We start from the raw sequence: 20969 nt of genomic DNA, 5'->3' as shown, positions 1-20969 counted from the left end.
GTTCGGTTCGTCACGCCGGTGAATCAGAACATGTGCCGCATGCCGACCATCGCGCCGAGCTGCCCCATCCCCGCGCCGGGCGTGGTGCCGGGCCCGCCGCCGCTGACCGAGTAGCGTGCATGCGCGCTGTTCCACAGATACGACGATTGCGCATAGACGGCCGTGCGCTTGGTCAGCAGATAGGTCGCGCGCAGCGTGGCCATCGTCGCGCGCGTGTCGTGCGCGGAATTGACGATCCGGTAGCCTTCGCCGTCGACGATGAAATCGGGCTTCACCGCATACGACGCGCCGACGAAGAACAGGTCCGAATGCGCGCCCGCCGCCGCCGGCGAACCGGTCGACACGCGCCGCCCGATCCAGCCCGCGCCGATCTTCGCGCCGGCCGCTTGCGCATACGCGCTCACGTGGGTGCGCGCATCCTTGCCGCCGCTGCTGGTGAAGGGAACGGGCGCCACGCCGTCGAAGAAGTTCGCGGCCGCGCCGGTACCGCCGCGCTGTTCCTCGTACGACGCCGCCGCACCGAAGTACGCACTGTCGTACTTGAGCATCACCGACCAGTTGCGGCATTGCACCGCGTCGCCCGGCACCTGCCCCGCGCACGTGCCCTGCCCCGGCGAGTTGCCGGTGCCCGCGCCGTCGCGGCCGAACGAATACGCGGCGCCGAGCGTCACGCCGCGATACGTGCCGAGGTAGGTCACCGCATTGTCGGCGCGGCCGTTCGGCACGTACGCGTCGAACGAGCCGAGCCCGTAGATGTCGGGGCCGATGATGTCCGCGCCCTGCAGCGCGAGATAGGTCATCGTGTACTGGCGGCCGAACGCGAGCGTGCCGAAGCCGCTCTTCAGCCCGACGAACGCCTGCCGCCCGAACAGCCGGCCGCCCTGGCCGAGATCGCCGCCGCGCACGTTGAAGCCGCTTTCGAGCGTGAACACCGCCTGATAGCCGCCGCCGAGATCCTCGCTGCCGCGCAGCCCCCAGCGCGACGGCAGTTCGCCCGTCACGCCCGGCATCCGCACCACGTGATCGCCGGCCGCGTTCGCGTGCGACACGAATTCGACGCCCGTGTCGATGATCCCGTACAGCGTCACGCTCGACTGCGCGTGCGCGCCCGGCGCGGCGAGCGCGCAGCACGCGCCGGCGGCCAGCAGGCCATTCCTTGTCTTCGTCTTCATTTCGTTGCGTCTCCAGACCATGTTGAATCGCGCGCTCTGACGGCGCGCATCGAAAAAACCGGGCAATGTCAGTCGCCGGCCCGCGGGCGGCGGATCAACAGCAGCGCGGCCACGGCCGCGACCAGCGTGACGGGGATGCTCGCGCCGATCACGACCGGCGCGCTGCGGCCGGCGGCCAGCAACGTCGCGGCCGCGAGCGGGCCGACGACGGAGCCGAGCCGGCCGACGGCGACCGCCGAGCCGACGCCGGTCCCGCGCATCGCGGTCGGGTAGTACATCGCGGCCAGCGCATACAGCACCGACTGGCCGCCGACGACGAACATCCCGGCCGCGAACGCAGCCGCCGCGAGCGACGCGAAGCCGGGTGCGGCCGCCAGCGCGGCGAGCGACAGCACGATTCCGACGTACATGCCGCCGACCACGCGCGACGCGCGCATCCGGTCGAGCGCCGCGCCGATGCCGAGCGCGCCGAGCCCCGCGCCGACGTTGAACGCGATCTGCACGAGGCCGACGTGCGCGCGATCGAGCCCGCGCGCGGCCATCAGCGACGGCAGCCAGTTCAGCAGGAAGTAGAGGACGATCAGCGTGCAGAAGTAGCTGACCCACAGCGCGAGCGTCGACGTCGTACGGCCGTCGCCGAACAGCGTCCGGGCGACGCTGGCGCGCGCGGCCTGCGTGCCCGCGACGTCGAGATACGCGCGCGATTCCGGCAGGCACCACACGAGCAGCGGCACGAGCAGCAGCGGCCCCAGGCCGCCGACGTAGAAGATGTGGCGCCATTCGGTATCGCCCGCGAGCAGCACGCCGATCAGCGACGCGATCACGCCGCCGAACGGGATCCCGCAGTACATCGTCGCGACCGCGCTGCTGCGCGAGCGCGGCTCGACCGCTTCGGACGACAGCGCGATCAGGTTGGGCATCGCGCCGCCGAGGCCGATACCGGTCAGCACGCGCACGACGACGAGCATCGCGAAGCTCGAGACCTGCGCGGTCGCGATCGACAGCAGCCCGAACAGCACGGTCGACGCGATCAGCACGCGCTTGCGGCCGATCCGGTCGGCGAGCCGCCCGCCGAGCATCGCACCCGGCAGCAGCCCGAAGGTGCCCGCGCTGAACGCGATGCCCATCTGCGATACGGACAGCCCGAATTCGCGCGCCATCCGCGGCGCGGCGACGCCGACCGACTGCAGGTCGAGCCCTTCGAGGAGGGCGATCGCGAAACACAACGCCAGCGTGGTCGCGACCGTGGATTTTTCGGCAACGTAAGTGTTCATGTCTCCAGTCCCATGTCTTTGTAGTCGGTCGGCCGTGCAACGACCGTCGCGCCGCCGCCGGCCAGTGGCGGTTCGGCGCGCGAGGTGTCGAATGAAAGGCCGCCTTTATCAGGCAACCTGATTCACTGGCCGCAAGAATGCCCGCCGGTGTCGTGACCGGCCGGTCGTTGTGCCTGCTTGTTGTTGCTGACTGCTTGTTGTTGCTGACTGCTTGCTGCTCGTTGCTGCCCGTGCGTGCGCTTACGCGTAAATCACGTCGGGATCGCGCCGCGCCGGGTCGTACAGTGCTTCGATCGCCGCCGCGCGATGCTTCTGCACGGCCGCCTGGTTCAGCGAACCCTTGTCGGTCACCTCGCCGAGATCGAGCGACGGCGGCGTGTCGATCAGCCGGATTCGCGCGACGAACGTCGACCCGCCGCTCGCGTTCCGGTTCAGCGCGGCAAGCCACGCCGCGAACGCCGCGCGCACGGCCGGCGCGCGCAGCACGTCGGTCACGGACGCATCGGCGGCGAGCCCCGCCAGCACACGGCACGCGTCGACACGCGGAAACACCAGCAAGCCGATGTCGTCGCGATTGATCCCGGTGACGACCACGTCCTGCACGTACGGCGCACCCGTCGACACCGCATTCGCGCGCAATGGCCCAACGCTGACGAACGTGCCGCTGCTCAGCTTGAAATCCTCGGTCAGCCGCCCGTCGAACAGCAGCCCGAGTTCCGGCCGCGCCGGATCGGCGAAGACGCCTGCGTCGCCGCTGCGGTAGTAGCCTTCGTCGTCGAACACGTCGCGCGGATCGACGTCCGCGTGCCAGTAGCCGCGCATCACGTTCGGCCCCTTGAAGCGCAGTTCGTGCTTGCCGCCGCACGGCACCAGCTTCGCGTCGCAGCCGGGCGCGGGCAGCCCGATATAGCCTGCGCGCATCAGCGGCCCCGTCGTGAACAGGCACGACGGCGACGCCTCCGTCATCCCGAGGCCGGCCATGATCCGGATGCGCTCGCCGCAATGCGCTTCGGTCACGCGATCGAGCCGGTCCCACGCGGCCTGCGACAGCCCCGCGCCGCCGAAGAAATACAGCTTCACGCGCGAGAAGAACGTGTCGCGCAATTCGGCATCGCGTTCGAGCGCGGCGGTCAGTTCCTCCCAGCCCTTCGGCACGTTGAAGTAGATCGTCGGCGCGATCTCGCGCAGGTTGCGCACGGTTTCGTCGAAGCGGCCGGGCACCGGGCGACCGTCGTCGATATACAGCGTGCCGCCGTTGTACAGCGCGATGCCGAGGTTGTGACTGCCGCCGAACGTGTGATTCCACGGCAGCCAGTCGACCAGCACCGGCGGCTCACGCGTCAGTTCCGGCATCGTCTGCCGCAACATCTGCTGGTTGCTGCACAGCATCCGGTGCGTGGTCGGCACGGCCTTCGGCTGCTTCGTCGAACCGGACGTGAACAGGATCTTCGCGAGATGGTCGGGGCCGACCGCCTCGTGAATCGCGTCGATCGTGCGCGGGGCGGTGGCGAGCAGGCGCGACAGCGGCACCGCGCGGCCCTCGGCATCGACATCGGCATCGTGCGCGACGATCAGCGCCGCATCGGCCGGCAACGTCGCATCGAGCGCCCGCGCGAACGGCGCGCGTTCGGCGACGAACACCGCGCCCGGCCGCAGCACGCCGAGCGTGTGACGCAGCTTGCCGTAGTCGGTCGACACCAGCGAATACGCGGGCGAGATCGGCGAGTACGGCACGCCGGCCAGCATCGCCGCGAACATCAGCTGCAGATGCTCGAGGTCGTTGCCGGACAGCACCGCGAGCGGGCGCTCGGCCGACAGCCCGAGATCGACGAGGCCCTGGCCGAGCGCGCGGGCGCGTTCGAGCATCCGCGCGTACGTGATCTCGATCCAGCGGCCGTCGGCGCCGCGCCGCGCGGCCAGCACGCGGTCCGGATGCGCTTGCGCGCCGCGCACGAGGCAGTCGGTGACGCGAGTCGGATAATCGCCGAGCGGTTCGCGCGAGCGCAGGTACCAGGTACCGTCGTCGGCGCGGCGAATCTCGGCCGCGCCGACCGCGACGGCGGCCGCGCGATAGCGCACGGCGCCCGTGTCGTTCATCGGGCCGCTGGCGGGCGTCTCAACATTCATCGTCGGCTCGCTCATACCGGGTAATGCCGCGGCGCGGTCTGCACGGTGATCCAGCGCAGCTCGGTGAATTCGGCGATCGACGCGCGGCTGCCGAAGCGTCCGTAGCCGCTCGCCTTCGTGCCGCCGAACGGCATCTGCGCTTCGTCGTGCACGGTCGGCCCGTTGATGTGGCAGATCCCCGATTCGATTCGGCGCGCGACCGCCATCGCGCGCGCGACGTCGCGACTGAACACGCTCGCCGACAGCCCGAACTCGCTGTCGTTCGCGAGCGCGACCGCTTCGTCGTCGTTGTCCGCACGCAGGATCGCGACGACCGGCGCGAACGATTCCTCGCGATACAGGCGCATCTCGGGCGTCACGCCGTCGACGATCGCCGGCTGCATCGTCGCGCCTTCGACGCGGCAGCCGAGCGGCAGATGCGCACCGTGCGCACGCGCATCCTCGACCAGCGACGCCGCGCGCGTGGCGGCCGACGCATCGACCATCGTGCCGAGCGGATGGCCGGCCAGCGGATCGCCGGCAACCAGCGTGCGCGCCTTTGCGGCGAGCCGCTCGACGAGCGCACCGGCGACCGGCCGCGCGGCGATCACGCGCTCGGTCGACATGCAGATCTGCCCCTGGTTGAAGAACGCGCCGAACGCGATCGCGTCGACGGCTGCATCGAGATCCGCATCGTCGAGCACCAGCACCGGCGCCTTGCCGCCGAGTTCGAGCAGCACGGGTTTCAGGTGCGCGGCCGCGTGGCGCGCGATGATGCGGCCGACGTGCGTCGACCCGGTGAAGTTGATCCGCTTCACATGCGGATGCGCGATCATCCGTTCGACAAGCGCCGGTGCATCGGCCGCCGCGTGCGTGATCACGTTGACCACGCCGGCGCCGAGCCCGGCTTCGTCCAGCACCGCGCCGATCAGCGCGTGCACGCCCGGGCACGCCTCGGACGCCTTCAGCACGACCGTGTTGCCGCACGCGAGCGGCATCGCCAGCGCCCGCGTGCCGAGGATCACCGGCGCATTCCACGGCGCGATGCCGAGCACCACGCCGCACGGCACCCGCATCGCGAGCGCGAGATTGCCCGGTACGTCGGACGGAATCACGTCGCCGGCGATCTGCGTCGTCATCGACGCGGCCTCGCGCAGCATGTTCGCCGCGAGCGTCACGTTGAAGCCGATCCAGCCGGGCGTCGCGCCCGTTTCGGCGACGCCGGTCGCGATGATCTCGTCGATGCGCGCGTCCATCAGGTCGGCCGCCTTCAGCAGCAGCCGGCGGCGCTCGGTCGGCGCGAGCGCCGCCCATGCGGGGAACGCGCGGTGCGCGGCGTCGATCGCCGCGTCGGCGTCGGCGCTGCCGGCCGCCGGCGCGCGCGACGCAAGCGCGCCCGTCGCGGGGTTGAAGCGGTCGAAGGTGCGGCCGTCGCGGGCGGTGCACCACTCGCCGCCGATCAGCATCCGTCTGTCGGTCATGTCGTCTCCTGCCTTGCCTGTCTCTTGCGATTACGCCGGCGGGGAAGCCGGCGGCTGCGTCCGCGCTTGTATCAGCGCTTGTAGGCTTGCAGACCCGGCTTGATCGCCTTGTCGTCGAGGAACTGCTTCAGCCCCTGTTCGCGGCCGCGCTCCGGGTCGCGCAGTTGCGCCTGGTCGAGCTTCGCATACAGGTAATCCTCGCACTGCTCCCACGTGAGTTCGCGCGAGCGCTTGAAGCCGTGCTTCGCCGCGCGCAGCACGACCGGGTTCTTGTCCATCAGCCGTGCGGCGAGCGCGATCGTCGCGTCGCGCAGCCCGGCGAGCGGCACGCTGCTGTTCACGAGGCCCATCTCCGCGGCTTCGACGCCGGTGAACGTGTCGCCGGTCATGATGTAGTGCAGCGCGCGGCGGTGTCCGACCGTGTCGGCCATCGCCTTGCTGACGAGGTTGCCGGGCGGGATGCCCCAGTTGATCTCCGACAGCCCGAACACCGCTTCGTCGGCCGCGATCGCGAGGTCACACGCGACGAGCGGCGAGAACCCGCCGCCGAAGCACCAGCCGTTCACCATCGCGATGGTCGGCTTGCCGTACATCCGCAGGCGGCGCCACTGCCATTCCGATGCGTCGCGGCGCACCTTTTCCTGCAGCGCGTCCGGGCCGCCGTCGATCTCGCGGAAATACTCCTTCAGATCCATGCCGGCCGTCCATGCGGCCCCCGCGCCGGTCAGCACGAGCACCTTCGCCTCGTCGTCGAACTCGACCGCGTCGAGCACCTGAAGCATCTCCTGGTTCAGCGTGGGGCTCATTGCGTTGCGCTTCTCGGGGCGATTCAACGTCACCCACGCGATGCCGGCCTCCACTTTCACTTCAACGGTCTGCCAGCGGTTGTCGTACTTGCTCATGTCTGTTCCTGTCGTTCGTTTCCAGTGCGATTCGGTGCGCAGCCTGCGTGCTGCGGACGACTTCATTTAATATCAGGCTACCTGATATTGCAAGCGGCACGAGCGCCGGTGTAAACCCGGAGCGGAAACCGGAGAATGCGGCGGGGAAATCAGGGAGCGGTCGAGCGATCGCCGATGGCGCGGACGAAGCGCGCACGGGCCGAACGGGCCCGCGTCGTGAAAATCGGGGAGGCGCTCAGCCGCGCAGGTTGCGCGAGAACAGTTCGAGCGCGCGCTGCACGTGCGCGGCGTCGTCGGCCGGGATGTCGCCCAGCATGCGGGCCTCGAGCGGGCGCAGCACGGCTTCGCATTCGCGCAGCATCGCCGCGCCTGCGTCGGTCAGCTTCAGCAGGATGATGCGGCCGTGCGACGGGTCGGCTTCGCGCGTGACGAAACCGCGCGCGGCCATCACGCTCATCACCTCGTTCGCCGATTGCGGCGTGATCCACGAGCGCTCGGCCAGTTGCGCGTTCGACGATGCGCCGCGCGCCTCGAGCACCGACAGCGCCGTGTATTGCGCGAGCGTGATGCCGAGCGGCGCGAGCGCGTCGGTCATGTGACGGCGCAGCAGCCTGTCGAGGCCGCCGATCACGTAGGTCAGACGTTGTTGCACGCGCGCTTTCGGCTTGTCGCCCGTGGCGCGGGCGGCGTCCTTCGCGGCGGGTTTCGAACGGGCGGGCTTGGTCGGGGTGGAACTCATGGCGCGTGCTGGATGGAATTGCGAGCCATCTTACCAGCACGCGAAACGTCGTTCTGTCCGGTTGTACGCGACACGCGCGGTACGCGCGGTCGGCTGCGGCGGTCAGCCGTGCGACGCGCGCCGGCCCGCGAACCGCGCGGTCGGCAGCCCCGCGTAGCGCGTCTGCGCGACGAACACGCCGCCCGCGTGCACATCGCCGGCCAGCGCGTCATCGCTCAGGTCAACACGCGCACTCGTCACATACAGCCGGCCTTCACCGTCGATCGCAACGCAGCTCGGCTGCGCGGTCGGCACTTCAACGCGATCCGTCTCGACCCCGTCCGGCCCATAACGCACCACGCGCCTGCCGCCCCACTGCGCATTCCACAGCCCACCGTCGCGATCGACGATCGACCCGTCCGGATCACCATTGGCATCGATCAGCCGCGCGAACGGCCGCACGTTCGCGACGTCGCCACCCGCACGGTAATCGCACACGAAAATCTCGCGCACCAGCGAATCGCAGAAATACATCTTCGAACCGTCCGGCGAGAACCCGATGCTGTTCGCGATCGCGGCCGGCGGCAACGCGAGCCGTTCGAGCGTGAGGTCGGGGTTGAGGCGATAGAACCCGCCGACCGCGCGCGGCGGCTCGGCGCCTTCGTCCTTCATCCCGAACACGAATGCGCCGGCCCCGTCGCCGCGCCCGTCGTTGAGCCGCGTCGGCAAGTCGGGCTCGACGTCGACGATCCGCGTGAACGCGCCGCTGCGCAGGTCGAAGAACGCGAGATGGGTCGCGAGCCCGACGAGCAGCACGTCCGGCTCGTCGGTCAACGCGAAGCACGCGAGCCGTTCGGGCATCGCCCACTGCGCGAGGTCCGAGCCGTCCGCGCGGCAGCGCCACAGCTGCGCGCCTTCGATGTCCACCCAATACAGCGCGTGCGTCCTGTCGCACCACGTCGCGCCTTCGCCGAGCGTGTTGCGGCTGTCGGCCAGCAGCGTCGCCGACGCGGCCGGATGAGTCTGTTGCATGCCGTCTCCCGATGTCTGATCTGTCGCGTTCGCGGGCGGCCGCGCCATCACCGAAGTCAGATCTTCATCGCGCGCCGCTGGTTGCGACGATACTGGTCGAACAGCACCGCGAGCAACAGAATTCCGCCGCGTATCAGATATTGGTAAAAGGTCGGCACGTTCAGCAGGCTCATCGCATCCTGCACGGAGCCCATGATCAGCACGCCGACCAGCACGCCGGAGATCGTCGCGACGCCGCCCGTCAGCGACACGCCGCCGAGCACACATGCGGAGATCACGCCGAGTTCGAGGCCGACCGACGTCTTCGGGTCGCCGAGGCTCATCCGCGACGCGAGCATCACGCCGGCGAAGCCGGTCACGAGCCCTTGCAGCACGAACACGGCGATCTTGATGCGCATCACCGGCAGCCCCGCGAGCAGCGCCGCCTCGCCGTTGCCGCCGACGGCCAGCACGTTCTTGCCGAACACCGTCTTGCGCAGCAGGAAACCGAACACGACGAAGCCGACGATGTTGCTCCAGATCGGATACGAAATACCGAGGAACGACCCGCCGCCGAGATCGAAGAAGCGCTCTTCCGAGATCATCACCGCGTCGCCGTTCGACGTGATGAACGCGAGCCCGCGCACGACTTCCATCATCGCGAGCGTGACGATCAGCGAGTTGATCCGGTAGCGTGCGATCAGCACGCCGTTCACGAGCCCGACCGCCCCACCGGCGAGCACGCCGGCCGCGATACCCAGCACGACGCTGTGCGTCGCGGTGATCAGCGTCGACGCGACGACGCCCGAGAACGCGACGATCGACGCGACCGACAGGTCGACCTCGCCGAGCGCGAGCACGAACATCATCGTCACCGCGATCGAGCCGATCAGCGTGACCGACAGCAGCAGGCCCTGGATGTTGCGCGGCGTGAGGAAGTCCGGCACGGTCATCGACAGCACCGCGAACAGCACGAGAAACACCATCACGATGCCGGAGCGGTTGATCAGCTGCCACACGCCGCCGCGTGGCCGCGCGGGCGTGGCCGCGGCCGCGGCATCCGGGGACGGGGAAGTACGTTGGGGTTGCATTGCCTGGCTCATATCAGTTCACTTGCTTTCCGGTTGAACAGCACGCCGCTAGCGCGGCAGCGCGAGCTTGATCAGCGCATCGGGCGTCGCGTGCGCCTTCGCGACCTCGCCCGCGATCCGTCCTTCCTTCATCACGACGATGCGGTCCGACACGCCGATCACCTCGGCCAGATCGCTCGACACGAGGATCACGGTGCGGCCCGCTTCCGCGAGTTCGTAGAACAGGTTGTAGATTTCCGCGCGCGCGCCGACGTCGATACCGCGCGTCGGCTCGTCCATCAGGAACACGTCGATGCGCTCGGCCAGCCAGCGCGCGAGCACGACCTTCTGCTGGTTGCCGCCCGACAGCGCGCCGATCGGCGTGTCGCCGTCGCGGGTCTTGATCGCGAGGCGCTCGATGTATTGCTGCGCGAGCTCGCGTTCGCGCCGCCCGTCGAGCAGCACGCGCGCCGGGCTGAAATGACGGCGCGCGCTGATGTTCAGGTTGTCGGCCACCGACGCGATCGCGACGATGCCTTCCTGCTTGCGGTCTTCCGGGCACAGCGCGATGCCGGCGCGCACCGCGTCGCGCGGGCTGCCGAACGCCACCCGCTTGCCGTTCAGCTCGACGTGCCCGGCGCTCGGTCGCACCGCGCCGTACAGCAGCTTCATCAGCTCGGAGCGGCCCGCGCCGACGAGCCCGAAGAAGCCGACGATCTCGCCGCGCCGCGCGGTGAACGACACGGGCTCGGCCAGCCCCGGCCCCGCCAGCCCCTTCGCTTCGATCAGCACGTCGCCGGCCGCACGCGGCCGGTAGCCGTACACGTCCTCGATCGAACGGCCGACCATGCAGCCGATCAGCCGGTCGCGGTCGAGATCGGCGACGGAATCGAACGTGTCGATGCGGCGACCGTCGCGAAACACCGTCACGCGGTCGCACAGTTCATAGACCTCCTCCATCCGGTGCGTGACGTAGATGATCGCGCGGCCTTCCGCGCGCAGCGCGCGGATGATCCGGAACAGCTGCGTGGTTTCGCGCGCGGACAGCGAACTCGTCGGTTCGTCGAACGCGATCGCGCGCGCGTCGCGCATCAGCGCCTTGCCGATCTCGATCATCTGGCGCTGGCCGATCGACAGATACTTCACCGGGATGCCCGGATCGATGTGCTCGCCGAGCCGCTCCAGCGCATCGAGCGCGCGCGCGGCGAGCGTGCGCTCGTCGACCACGCCGAGCCGGCTCGGCAATTGCCCGAGCATCAGGTTTTCCGCGACCGTCAGCTCGGGCACCAGATGCAGTTCCTGGTAGATGATCGCGATGCCGGCCTCGAGCGCCGCGCGCGTCGACGCGAAGCGCTGCGCCGTGCCGTTCAGCGTCAGCGTGCCGGCCTGCGGCTGGTTCACGCCGGACAGCACCTTCAGCAGCGTCGATTTCCCCGCGCCGTTCTCGCCCATCAGCCCGTGCACCTCGCCCGCGCGCACCGACAGCGACACCGCGTCGAGCGCCCGCACGCCCGGAAACGTCACCGTGATGCCGTCGAGCGCGAGCAGCGGGCCGTCCGGCCGCATGCCCGCTTCGGCGTCGTGGCCGGACGCGGCCGTGATCGTCTGCATCGTCATCGCGTTCTCGCCTCGCCCCGCTCAGATACCGAGTTCGGCGCGCACGGCCTGCCAGTTCGCGCGCGTCATCAGCTTGCCGCTCGTCTGCGTGTCGGCCGGCGGCGTCTTGCCGTTGCGGATCCAGTCGACGAGGTTCTGCGTGCTGTCCTTGCCGTGGTTCGTCGAGCTGACCGCGATCGTCCCGTAGAAGCCGGTCGGCTCCTTCTTCTGGAACTCGGCGAACGCCTCGCCCGCGCCGTTGATGCCGACGCCGATCACGTCGGCCGCCGGGATGTGCAGCTGTTCGGTCGCGCGCACCGCGCCGAGCACGGTTTCCTCGTTCAGCGCGTAGATCACCCATTTCTTCACGTTCGGATGGCGCGCGAGCACCGGCGCCGCCGCACTGAAGCCGCCTTCGTCGTCGGTGGTCTTCTGCGGCGCGTCGAAGATGTTTTCCTTGCGGAAGCCGTTCGCGAGCAGCGCCTGCGTCGCGCCGTCGGTGCGCAGCTTCGCGGTCGGCAGCTCGTAGTTGGTCACGCGCAGCGCGCCGACTTCTTCCGGCTTCCAGCCGCGCCGCTTCATCTCGTCGGCGATCGCCTGGCCGACCTGGTTGCCGATCTTGGTCGCCGACATCCCGAGGTGCGGCACGTTCGGCAGCGGCTTGCCGCTCGAATCGACGAGCTGGTCGTCGACCGTCACGAACTTCATGTTGTAGCGCTTCGCGCGCGACGCGATCGCCGGCCCGAGACGTACATCCGGCGCGCAGATCACGAAGCCCTGCGCGCCCTGCGAACCGAGGTTGTCGATCGCGGCCAGCACCTTCTCGCCGTCCGGCGTGCCGATCTTCACGACCGAGAAATTCTCCTTCTGGCCGAGCGCGGACGCCGCGTTCTGCTCGTTGATGAACCACGCCTGCTCCGGCATCTTCACGAGGAAGCCGATCTTCAGCGGCGCGTCGGCGTGCGCGGCGCCCTGCATGCCGAGCGGCGCGATGCAGAGCGCGGCCAGCAGCGCGCGCAGGGTATGGCGGCGAATCGTGTGAGTCGTGCGGTTCATGGGTGTCTCCTTTGTATCGGCTGATGCCGTGATGTGTGCCGTAATCAATCATTCGTCGCGCGCGCTTGTTCGTACCGAAGCGCGCGCGCAGGTTCAGCGGCCGAACGCGTCGGTCTGCACGCGCCGGCCGAACAGGAAGGCATCGGCGACGAGCCGAAGCGGCCGCACGTCGACATCGCTTTCGCCACGCGCGATCAGCGCATGGAAGTGCGCATACAGCGCCGGGTATTCGCGTTCGGGCCCGATCTCGACCGGCTCGCCCGCGATCGACAATTGCGCGCCGCCGCGGCTGATCGCGAGCACGCCGTCGGCCGTGTCGACCGCGATCTCCCATTGCTCGACGGGGCCGTGGCGCCAGTCGAATTCCGCGCGCACCGGCACGCCGTCGGTATCCGCGCAATCGAGTTCGGCCGCGATCGGCGTCTGCACGTCGCTCGGCACGATGAGCGTCGCCTCGCGCAGCACGAGTTCGCGCGGCAGGATGCGCGTGACGATCGACAGCGCGTTGATGCCCGGATCGAACACGCCGAGGCCGCCCGGCTCCCAGATCCACTGCTGCCCCGGATGCCAGCGCCGCACGTCTTCCTTCCAGCGCACCTGCACCGCGCGGATCGTGCGGTGCGCGAGCCACGCGCGCGCGGGCTCGACCGCGCTCGCGCAACGCGAATGCCAGGTCGCGAACAGCGTGAGGCCGCGCTCGCGGGCCAGCGCGTCCAGCGCGGCCACTTCGCCGAGCGTCGCGCCCGGCGGCTTCTCGAGCATCACGTGCTTGCCGGCTTCGAGCGCGGCGCGCGCCTGCGCGTAGCGCACCTGCGGCGGCGCGCACAGCGACACCGCGTCGAGTTCGGGTTCGGCGGCGAGCAGCGCGCGCAGGTCGGGGTAGTTGCGTACGCCCGTGACTTCCGCGTGACGGCTCGCGCATGCGGTCAGCGCGAAGCCCGGTTCGGCGGCGATCGCCGGCAGATGCTGGTCGCGTGCGATCTTGCCGATCCCGACGACGCCCAGCGAAATCGGTTCACTCATCGTGCCTTTCTCCTTCGCGAATCGCTCAGCGCGCCCAGCGCAGCACGAGCGGATCGAGCCGGCGCGCGATTGCGAGCAATTCCGCGCGCGTGTCCGGGTGCAGTTCCGGCATCGGATGCCGCGGCCGCTCGCACGCGATCACGCCGCCTTCGCGCATCAGCGCCTTCGCGGTGAGGATCCCGGACTGGCGGTTCTCGTGATTGATCAGCGGCAGCCACGCCTGGTAATGCGCGAACGCATCGTCGTGCCGCCCTTCGCGGAACGCTTCGAGGATCGGCCGGATGCCGTCCGGGAAGCCGCCGCCCGTCATCGCGCCGGTCGCGCCCGCATGGAGGTCGGCGAGCAGCGTGATCGCTTCCTCGCCGTCCCACGGCCCCTCGATCGCGTCACCGCCGAGCCGGATCAGCTCGCGCAGCTTGTTCGCCGCGCCCGGCGTCTCGATCTTGAAGTACGTGACCTGCTCGATCTCGCGCGCCATCCGGGCGAGGAACGGCGCGGACAGCGCGGTGCCGCTCGCGGGCGCATCCTGGATCATGATCGGGATGTCGATCACATCCGACACGCGCGCGAAGAAATCGAAGATCTGCGCTTCGGGCACGCGGAACGTCGCGCCGTGGTACGGCGGCATCGCCATCACCATCGCCGCGCCGAGCTGCTGCGCGCGCAGGCTGCGCGCCGCGCACACCTGCGTGCTGTAGTGCGACGTCGTGACGATCACCGGCACGCGGCCGGCCACGTGGTCGAGTATCGTGCGCGTGAGCACGTCGCGTTCGTCGTCGGTGATCGCGAACTGCTCGGAGAAGTTCGCGAGGATGCACAGCCCGTCCGAGCCGGCGTCGATCATGAAATCGACCGCGCGCTTCTGGCTCGCGAGATCGAGCTCGCCGGTATCGGCAAACGTCGTCGGAACGACGGGAAAGATGCCGCGATAGCGCGGCGTGCTGCTCGATGTCATGGTTCGCGTCCTGCTTCGGTCCGGTTGTCGCCGGCCGTCATGCGTTCACGGTTTCATGAAGCGCGGGCCGGGAAGGCCCGCAACCGGCGGCGACGCAGGTCGCGCCGCCCGCCTGCTCAATGCGAATGGCTCGGCACGTCCGCGCCGCGCGTGCCGACCAGGAAGTCGAGGTCGCACCCCTCGTCCGCCTGCAGCACGTGATCGATATACAGCCGCGCGTAGCCGCCCTTGCCGAGCTGGCCGGCCACGCCCGGCGCCGCGGTCGGATCGACGTCGGACAGGCGGCGCTGCAACTCTTCATCCGGAATGTCGAGATGCAGCGTGCCGGCCTCGCAGTCCAGTTCGATCCAGTCGCCGTTGCGCACCGCGGCGAGCGGCCCGCCAGCGGCCGCTTCCGGCGCGACGTGCAGCACGACCGTGCCGTACGCGGTGCCGCTCATCCGCGCATCGGAAATCCGCACCATGTCCTTCACGCCCTGGCGCAGCAGCTTCGGCGGCAGCCCCATGTTGCCGACCTCGGCCATGCCCGGATAGCCGCGCGGCCCGCAGTTCTTCAGCACCATCACCGAGCTCGCGTCGACGTCGAGCGCTTCGTCGTTGATCGTCGCCTTGTAGTGGTCGAGGTTCTCGAACACCACCGCGCGGCCGCGATGCTTGAGCAGTTCGGGGCTCGCCGCCGACGGTTTCAGCACCGCGCCGCGCGGCGCGAGATTGCCGCGCAGGATGCAGATGCCGCCGTCCGCGATCAGCGGCCGGTCGAGCGGACGAATCACCTCGTCGTCGTAGTTCGGCGCTTCGCGCACGTTGTCCCACAGCGATTTGCCGTTGACCGTCAGCGCGTCCGGGTGCGGCAGCAGCCCGCCTTCGCCGAGCCGGCGCAGCACGGCCGGCAGCCCGCCCGCGTAATAGAACTCCTCCATCAGGAAGCGCCCCGACGGCATCAGGTCGACGATCGTCGGCGTGTCGCGGCCGATACGCATCCAGTCTTCCAGTTCGAGCGGCACGCCGATGCGGCCGGCAATCGCCTTCAGATGGATCACCGCGTTGGTCGAGCCGCCGATCGCCGCATTCGCGCGGATCGCGTTCTCGAACGCCGCACGCGTCAGGACCTTCGACAGCACGAGCCCTTCGAGCGCCATCTCGACGATGCGGATGCCCGACATGTGCGCGAGCACGTAGCGGCGCGAATCGACGGCCGGAATCGCCGCGTTGTGCGGCAGCGCGACGCCGAGCGCCTCGGCCATGCACGCCATCGTCGACGCGGTGCCCATCGTGTTGCAGGTGCCGGCCGAGCGCGACATCCCGGCTTCGGCCGACAGGAAGTGATGCAGGTCGATCTCGCCGGCCTTCAGCGCTTCGTGCAGTTGCCACACGGCCGTGCCCGAACCGATGTTCTTGCCTTCGAGCTTGCCGTTGAGCATCGGGCCGCCCGACACGACGATCGCCGGCACGTCGCAGCTTGCCGCGCCCATCAGCAGCGCGGGCGTCGTCTTGTCGCAGCCGGCGAGCAGCACGACCGCGTCGATCGGGTTGCCGCGGATCGCTTCCTCGACGTCCATCGACGCGAGGTTGCGCGTGAGCATCGCCGACGGCCGCAGGTTCGATTCGCCGTTCGAGAACACCGGGAACTCGACCGGGAAGCCGCCCGCTTCCGAAATCCCGCGCTTCACGTGCTCGGCGAGCTTGCGGAAGTGCGCGTTGCACGGCGTCAGTTCGGACCACGTATTGCAGATGCCGATGATCGGCCGGCCGTCGAATTCGTGATCGGGAATGCCCTGGTTCTTCATCCAGCTCCGGTACATGAAGCCGTTCTTGTCGTTCGTGCCGAACCATTGGGCGGAGCGCAGCCTGGGTTTTGTTGCCGACATCGTCAGTCCTGTGGTGACGGGATACCGGCGCAGTCTAGGCAGAATTTTGATAACTGGCTAATGACGTTTTTGGCGATTACGATATCGATTCCGATATCGATATAAACCCGTACGATGACCGAAGCCAGTCCGTGGGGAAACCGCGCCCGCCTGAAGACGCGCCAGTTGCTGCTGGTCGTCGCGCTCGCCGACGAAGGCAGCATCCACCGCGCGGCGGCCGCGCTGAACATGACGCAGCCGGCCGCGTCGAAGCTGCTGCGCGAACTCGAGGAATCGATCGGCGCGGTGCTGTTCGAGCGTCTGCCGCGCGGGATGCGGCCGACGCTGTACGGCGACGCGCTGATCCGCCACGCGCGCGCGGCGCTCGGCAGCCTCGACCAGGCACGCGAGGAGCTGGCCGCGCTGAAGGCCGGCCATCTCGGCCACGTGGCGGTGGGGGCGATCACGTCGCCGGCCCTGCGGCTCGTGCCGCCGGCCGTCGCCGCGGTGAAGGGCACGCATGCGGGCCTGCACGTGTCGGTCGAGATCGACACCAGCAACGTGCTGCTCGAGCATCTCGCGCAGGAAAAGATCGACATCGTGCTCGGCCGGCTGTCCGCCGAACACGACAAGCTGCGCCTGCGCTACGAGCCGCTGACCGGCGAATCGGTGGCCGCGGTCGTGCGGCCCGGCCATCCGCTGCTCGCGCAAGCGCCGCTGGCGCTCGCGGACGTACAGCGCGCCGCGTGGGTCGTGCCGCCGGCCGGCAGCGTGCTGCGGCACCGCTTCGAACTCGTGTTCCAGCGCGCGAGCCTCGCGCCGCCGGCGAACCTCGTCGAAACGTCGGCGCTGCTGTTCATCACGCAACTGCTCGAACAGAGCGACATGATCGCGGTGCTCGCCGAGGACGTCGCGCGCTACTACGCGCGGCACGGGATCGTCACGATGCTGCCGCTGGAGATGGATTGCCGGATGGACGATTTCGGGATCATCACGCGCACCGACCGGCTGCATTCGCCGGCGGTGACGGTGATGGTCGAGGCGATTCGGGCCGCGGCGCGGGAGGTTTATGGGGTCGCGCTGTGACGACGCAGCCGCGGTTTCCTACGCCGCGGCAACCTCGATCACCGGCTCGCACCGAATCGGAAAATTGACCGAATTCGCGATATAACACTTCGCATGCGCATCGTGATGCAGCTGCGCCGCGCGTTCACGATCGTCGCCGGCCCGGATCGTCACCTGCGGGCGCAGCACGATTTCGGTGAAGCGACCCGCTTCGGCGCCGTCGAGCATCGTGCCTTCCGCGTGGTCGACATAGGCCAGCACGCGGATGCCGGCTTCCGAACACAGGTGCAGATACCACAGCTTGTGGCACGCCGATGCCGACGCGAGCAGCAGGTCTTCAGGGTTCCAGCGCGCCGCGTCGCCGCGAAACGCCGGGTCCGACGAGCCGGGAATATCCGGCTTGGAGCCTGCGCGGATCACATGATCGCGCCCGTACTCGCGATACCCCGACGTGCCGGTGCCACGATTGCCCGTCCACTCCACTGCGACGCGATACTGGTGTTCGCCCGATGCCATCTCGCTCTCCATTGATGTCGGTTGCCTCGACCGGGCCGGACGCCGTTGCGTGAAGCCCGCCGATGGTGGCCATTGTGGCACTGGATGGCCGTTTGGTATACCATTATTCCAAAATGACGAAACAGGCAGGCATGGAAGCCAAACTCGACTCCACGGCGGACGCGGTCGCCGCGTCGCTGCGCGACATGATCATCAACGGCGAACTGGCGGCCGGCGAGCGGCTCGTCGAGCGCGATCTGGCCGAGCGCTTCGGCATCAGCCGGATTCCGATGCGCGAGGCGATCCAGCGGCTGGAACGCGAGGGCTTGCTCGACATCTTCCGGAATCGCGGCGCCGTCGTGCGCATGTTGAGCGCGTCGGACGTGCAGGAAATCTACGATCTGCGCGTGCTGCTCGAAGGCGATGCGATCTACCGCAGCGTGAAGCGGCTCGACGACGAAACGCTCGCCCGCGCCGAACTCGTGCATCGGCTGCTCGGCGATGCAACCGTGCCACGCCGGCAAGGCGAACTGAACCGCGAATTCCACGCGTTGCTGTATTCGTGCTGCGGCAACGCGCGGCAGTTGAAGTCGATCGCCGAACTGCGCGGCCAGGTCGAACGTTACGAGCGCCTGCAGGCCACGCTGCTCGCCGATACCCCGTCGTTCCAGGTCGAACACGACGATATCCTGCAGGCGTGCCTCGAACGCGATGCCCGCGGCGCCCGCGCGATGACCGTCGCGCATCTCGATTCGGCCCGCCGCATCGTGCTGCGGCTCGTCGAAGGCGGCTGAAGCCGGCGGGCTACCGCTCGCGTTTCGTCATGCCGCGCGCGGCACCGGCCCGGTCGTGCCGCGCACCGTCAGCGTCGGCAGCGACGCGACCCGCACGCGCGACGCGCCGTCGCCCTTCCCGCCCGCCTCGCGCAGCGTATTGAGCAGCTCGACTGCGAGGCCGGCCGCTTCGGCAGTGGGGATCGCGACGGTCGTCAGCGTGGGCCGCGTGTCGCGCGCGAGATGGATGTCGGTGATGCCGACGATCGACAGATCGTCGGGCACGCGCCGGCCGCGATCGGCCGCCGCATGCATCGCGCCGATCGCCGGCAGGTCGTTGGTCGCGACCAGCGCGGTCAACCGCGGGTGCGCATCGAGCAGCCGGCCCGCCGCACGCAGCCCGCCTTCGATCGAATCACGCTCGGCCGCGACGATCGACGCGTCGAGCCCCGCATCGCGCATCACGTCGACGAAGCCGTCGTAGCGCGCCGCCTGCACGCCGCTCGCCGCGCCGCCGACGATCACGCCGATTGTCTCGTGACCGAGTTCGAGCAGATGCCGCGTCGCGATCCGTCCCGCCTCGCGGAAATCGATCGCCACGCACGGCAACCCGTCGGGCGGCGCGTCGGGCCGCTCCCACAGGCACAGCACGACCGGCACGCCACGCCGCGCGACGTCGAGCAGGTCCGGCAGGTGCAGGTTCGCATTGGTCACGAGAATCCCTTCGGAGATCGTGCCGGCGATCTGGTCGAGATACGCGCGCCCCTGCAACGGATCTTCGTTCGTATTGCAGACGATCAGGAACTGCCCGTTGCGGCGCACCGCGCGCTCGACCGCCAGCGCGAACTCCGGATAGAACGGGTTCGCGATGCTCGATACCATCAGCGCGACCGTCGGCGCGCGCCCTTCCGCCAGCGCCCGCGCGGCGAGGTGCGGCCGATACCCGAGCGCGTCGACCGCTTCGAGCACCCGCGCCCGCGTCGCGTCGCCGACCCGGCCGCGATCGCGCAGCACGTTCGACACCGTCGCGGCCGTCACGCCGGCGCGGCGCGCCACTTCATCCAGAGTTGCCATCGTTTGCTCACTATATGAGACGTCGATCCAATATTTGCTTCGCTCACCGAAGCGGCGCACTATCGCCGCACACCCTGCCGCCCGACCGACGGGCGCGACTCGGCCGCGATCGCATCGCCCCTTTTTTTGATCGCGATGATTAAGCGCTTAATCAAGCAATGTGGCGCATTAAAACATGGAGCGGAGACAATGGCGAGCATCTCGATGCGACGCGTGCAGAAAGCCTATGGCGAGCACGCGCCGGTCATTCGCGACGTCGATCTGGAGATCGGCGCGCACGAGTTCTGCGTGTTTCTCGGGCCGTCCGGATGCGGGAAGTCGACCCTGTTGCGCATGATCGCCGGGCTCGAGGATCTGAGCGCGGGCGAGTTGTCGATCGACGGCCGCCGCGTCGACGACGTGCCGGCCGCCGAGCGCGGCGTCGCGATGGTGTTCCAGAGCTACGCGCTGTTTCCGCACATGACGGTGTACGAGAACATGGCGTTCGGGCTGAAGCTCGCGCGCGTGCCGAAAGCCGAGATCGACCGGAAGGTGCGCGACGCCGCGCGCATCCTGCAGCTCGACACGCTGCTCGAACGCAAGCCGAAGGCGCTGTCGGGCGGCCAGCGGCAGCGCGTCGCGATCGGCCGCGCGATCGTGCGCGAGCCCGGCGTGTTCCTGTTCGACGAACCGCTGTCCAATCTCGACGCGGCGCTGCGCGGCCAGACCCGCATCGAGATCGCGCGGCTGCACCGGCAGTTCGAACGCGCGAGCGTCGTCTACGTGACGCACGACCAGACCGAGGCGATGACGCTCGCCGACAAGATCGAGCTGCTGCACGCCGGCGCGGATACCGCGCAGCACGGCAGCATCGCGCAGGTCGGCGCGCCGCTCGACCTTTACCACCACCCGGCCAGCCGCTTCGTCGCGGGCTTCATCGGCTCGCCGCGGATGAACTTCCTGCCGGCCGTCGTGACCGCGTGCGACGCGCAGCGCACGACCGTCAAGCTGGTGCCGTCCGGCGAAACCTTCGCGCTGCCGCGTGACGGCTCGGCGCTGGGCGCCGGCGCCACCGTGACGCTCGGCGTCCGTCCCGAACACCTGACGCTCGGCGCCGCGGCCGACGCAACGACGCTCGCGCGCGACGTCGCGCTCGTCGAACGCCTGGGCGAACAGACCTACGTGCACCTCGATTCGCCTGGCCTGGCCGACGCGACGCCGCTGATCGCGAAGGTGCCCGGCGACGCGCAGGTGCGCACCGGCGAACGCGTGCACGTGCACGCGCCGGCCGCGGCCTGCCACCTGTTCACCGAAGACGGCCGCGCGGTGCCCGCGTGCGCCGACGTCCACGTTCACCACTACGCATAAGGAT

Annotated in this window: 18 protein-coding genes; 3 read left to right on the top strand and 15 right to left on the bottom strand. The window is 69.3% G+C overall.

Going from position 1 to position 20969, the window contains the following annotated elements; all coding sequences use genetic code 11:
- Positions 1 to 23: 23 nt before the first annotated feature.
- The 13 genes from H0X95_RS08735 to H0X95_RS08675 all read right to left on the bottom strand — a co-directional run bounded on the left by H0X95_RS08735 (position 24) and on the right by H0X95_RS08675 (position 16232).
- Positions 24 to 1172, bottom strand: coding sequence for a porin (locus tag H0X95_RS08735; protein ID WP_043204478.1), 1149 nt, complete (start codon positions 1170 to 1172; stop codon positions 24 to 26).
- A 68-nt stretch (positions 1173 to 1240) separates the two neighbouring features.
- On the bottom strand, positions 1241 to 2446 hold the full coding sequence (gene mhpT, locus H0X95_RS08730) for a 3-(3-hydroxy-phenyl)propionate transporter MhpT (protein WP_006494303.1): 1206 nt from the start codon (positions 2444 to 2446) through the stop codon (positions 1241 to 1243).
- A gap of 240 nt (positions 2447 to 2686) precedes the next feature.
- Complete coding sequence (locus H0X95_RS08725) at positions 2687 to 4588, bottom strand: feruloyl-CoA synthase (protein WP_059722200.1); 1902 nt, start codon at positions 4586 to 4588, stop codon at positions 2687 to 2689.
- Entirely contained in the window at positions 4585 to 6033 is a 1449-nt protein-coding gene (locus H0X95_RS08720) for an aldehyde dehydrogenase (protein WP_059722202.1), read from the bottom strand. Before H0X95_RS08720 ends, H0X95_RS08725 begins: the two co-directional genes overlap by 4 nt.
- Positions 6034 to 6104: 71 nt before the next feature.
- Positions 6105 to 6935, bottom strand: coding sequence for a p-hydroxycinnamoyl CoA hydratase/lyase (locus tag H0X95_RS08715; RefSeq protein WP_006494300.1), 831 nt, complete (start codon positions 6933 to 6935; stop codon positions 6105 to 6107).
- Positions 6936 to 7170: 235 nt separating this feature from the next.
- The gene (locus H0X95_RS08710) at positions 7171 to 7674 is read right to left on the bottom strand and encodes a MarR family winged helix-turn-helix transcriptional regulator (protein WP_034203131.1); all 504 of its coding nucleotides are present in this window, start codon (positions 7672 to 7674) and stop codon (positions 7171 to 7173) included.
- 102 nt (positions 7675 to 7776) lie between these two features.
- A complete protein-coding gene (locus H0X95_RS08705; RefSeq protein ID WP_196446026.1) occupies positions 7777 to 8685 on the bottom strand; it encodes an SMP-30/gluconolactonase/LRE family protein in 909 nt (302 codons plus the stop codon).
- Between the two features lie 56 nt (positions 8686 to 8741).
- The gene (gene araH / locus H0X95_RS08700) at positions 8742 to 9767 is read right to left on the bottom strand and encodes an L-arabinose ABC transporter permease AraH (protein ID WP_006485094.1); all 1026 of its coding nucleotides are present in this window, start codon (positions 9765 to 9767) and stop codon (positions 8742 to 8744) included.
- 36 nt (positions 9768 to 9803) lie between these two features.
- On the bottom strand, positions 9804 to 11351 hold the full coding sequence (gene araG, locus H0X95_RS08695) for an L-arabinose ABC transporter ATP-binding protein AraG (protein WP_125332599.1): 1548 nt from the start codon (positions 11349 to 11351) through the stop codon (positions 9804 to 9806).
- 21 nt (positions 11352 to 11372) lie between these two features.
- A complete protein-coding gene (locus H0X95_RS08690) occupies positions 11373 to 12386 on the bottom strand; it encodes an arabinose ABC transporter substrate-binding protein (RefSeq protein ID WP_006485098.1) in 1014 nt (337 codons plus the stop codon).
- A 93-nt stretch (positions 12387 to 12479) separates the two neighbouring features.
- Positions 12480 to 13409, bottom strand: coding sequence for a Gfo/Idh/MocA family protein (locus H0X95_RS08685; RefSeq protein WP_059722207.1), 930 nt, complete (start codon positions 13407 to 13409; stop codon positions 12480 to 12482).
- Positions 13410 to 13434: 25 nt separating this feature from the next.
- Complete coding sequence (locus H0X95_RS08680) at positions 13435 to 14364, bottom strand: dihydrodipicolinate synthase family protein (protein ID WP_059722209.1); 930 nt, start codon at positions 14362 to 14364, stop codon at positions 13435 to 13437.
- Between the two features lie 116 nt (positions 14365 to 14480).
- Entirely contained in the window at positions 14481 to 16232 is a 1752-nt protein-coding gene (locus H0X95_RS08675) for an IlvD/Edd family dehydratase (RefSeq protein WP_006485093.1), read from the bottom strand.
- Between the two features lie 114 nt (positions 16233 to 16346).
- On the opposite strand from H0X95_RS08675, the gene H0X95_RS08670 reads away from it, so the two are divergent.
- Positions 16347 to 17297, top strand: a complete 951-nt coding sequence (locus H0X95_RS08670) for a LysR family transcriptional regulator (RefSeq protein ID WP_006485089.1) — start codon at positions 16347 to 16349, stop codon at positions 17295 to 17297.
- 18 nt (positions 17298 to 17315) lie between these two features.
- Here H0X95_RS08670 and H0X95_RS08665 read toward each other — a convergent pair whose 3' ends face one another.
- A complete protein-coding gene (locus H0X95_RS08665; RefSeq protein WP_006485099.1) occupies positions 17316 to 17792 on the bottom strand; it encodes an OsmC family protein in 477 nt (158 codons plus the stop codon).
- 131 nt (positions 17793 to 17923) lie between these two features.
- Here H0X95_RS08665 and H0X95_RS08660 point away from each other — a divergent pair, with 131 nt between their 5' ends.
- Entirely contained in the window at positions 17924 to 18565 is a 642-nt protein-coding gene (locus H0X95_RS08660; protein WP_171984152.1) for a GntR family transcriptional regulator, read from the top strand.
- Positions 18566 to 18592: 27 nt separating this feature from the next.
- On the opposite strand, the gene H0X95_RS08655 is transcribed toward H0X95_RS08660, so the two are convergent.
- Complete coding sequence (locus tag H0X95_RS08655) at positions 18593 to 19618, bottom strand: LacI family DNA-binding transcriptional regulator (RefSeq protein ID WP_006485083.1); 1026 nt, start codon at positions 19616 to 19618, stop codon at positions 18593 to 18595.
- Positions 19619 to 19807: 189 nt separating this feature from the next.
- Here H0X95_RS08655 and H0X95_RS08650 point away from each other — a divergent pair, with 189 nt between their 5' ends.
- A complete protein-coding gene (locus H0X95_RS08650) occupies positions 19808 to 20965 on the top strand; it encodes an ABC transporter ATP-binding protein (protein ID WP_196446025.1) in 1158 nt (385 codons plus the stop codon).
- Positions 20966 to 20969: the final 4 nt, after the last annotated feature.

Source organism: Burkholderia sp. 9779_493 (assembly GCF_015712215.1).
Classification (GTDB): domain Bacteria; phylum Pseudomonadota; class Gammaproteobacteria; order Burkholderiales; family Burkholderiaceae; genus Burkholderia; species Burkholderia cenocepacia.
This window is presented reverse-complemented; position numbering and strand designations above follow the sequence as displayed.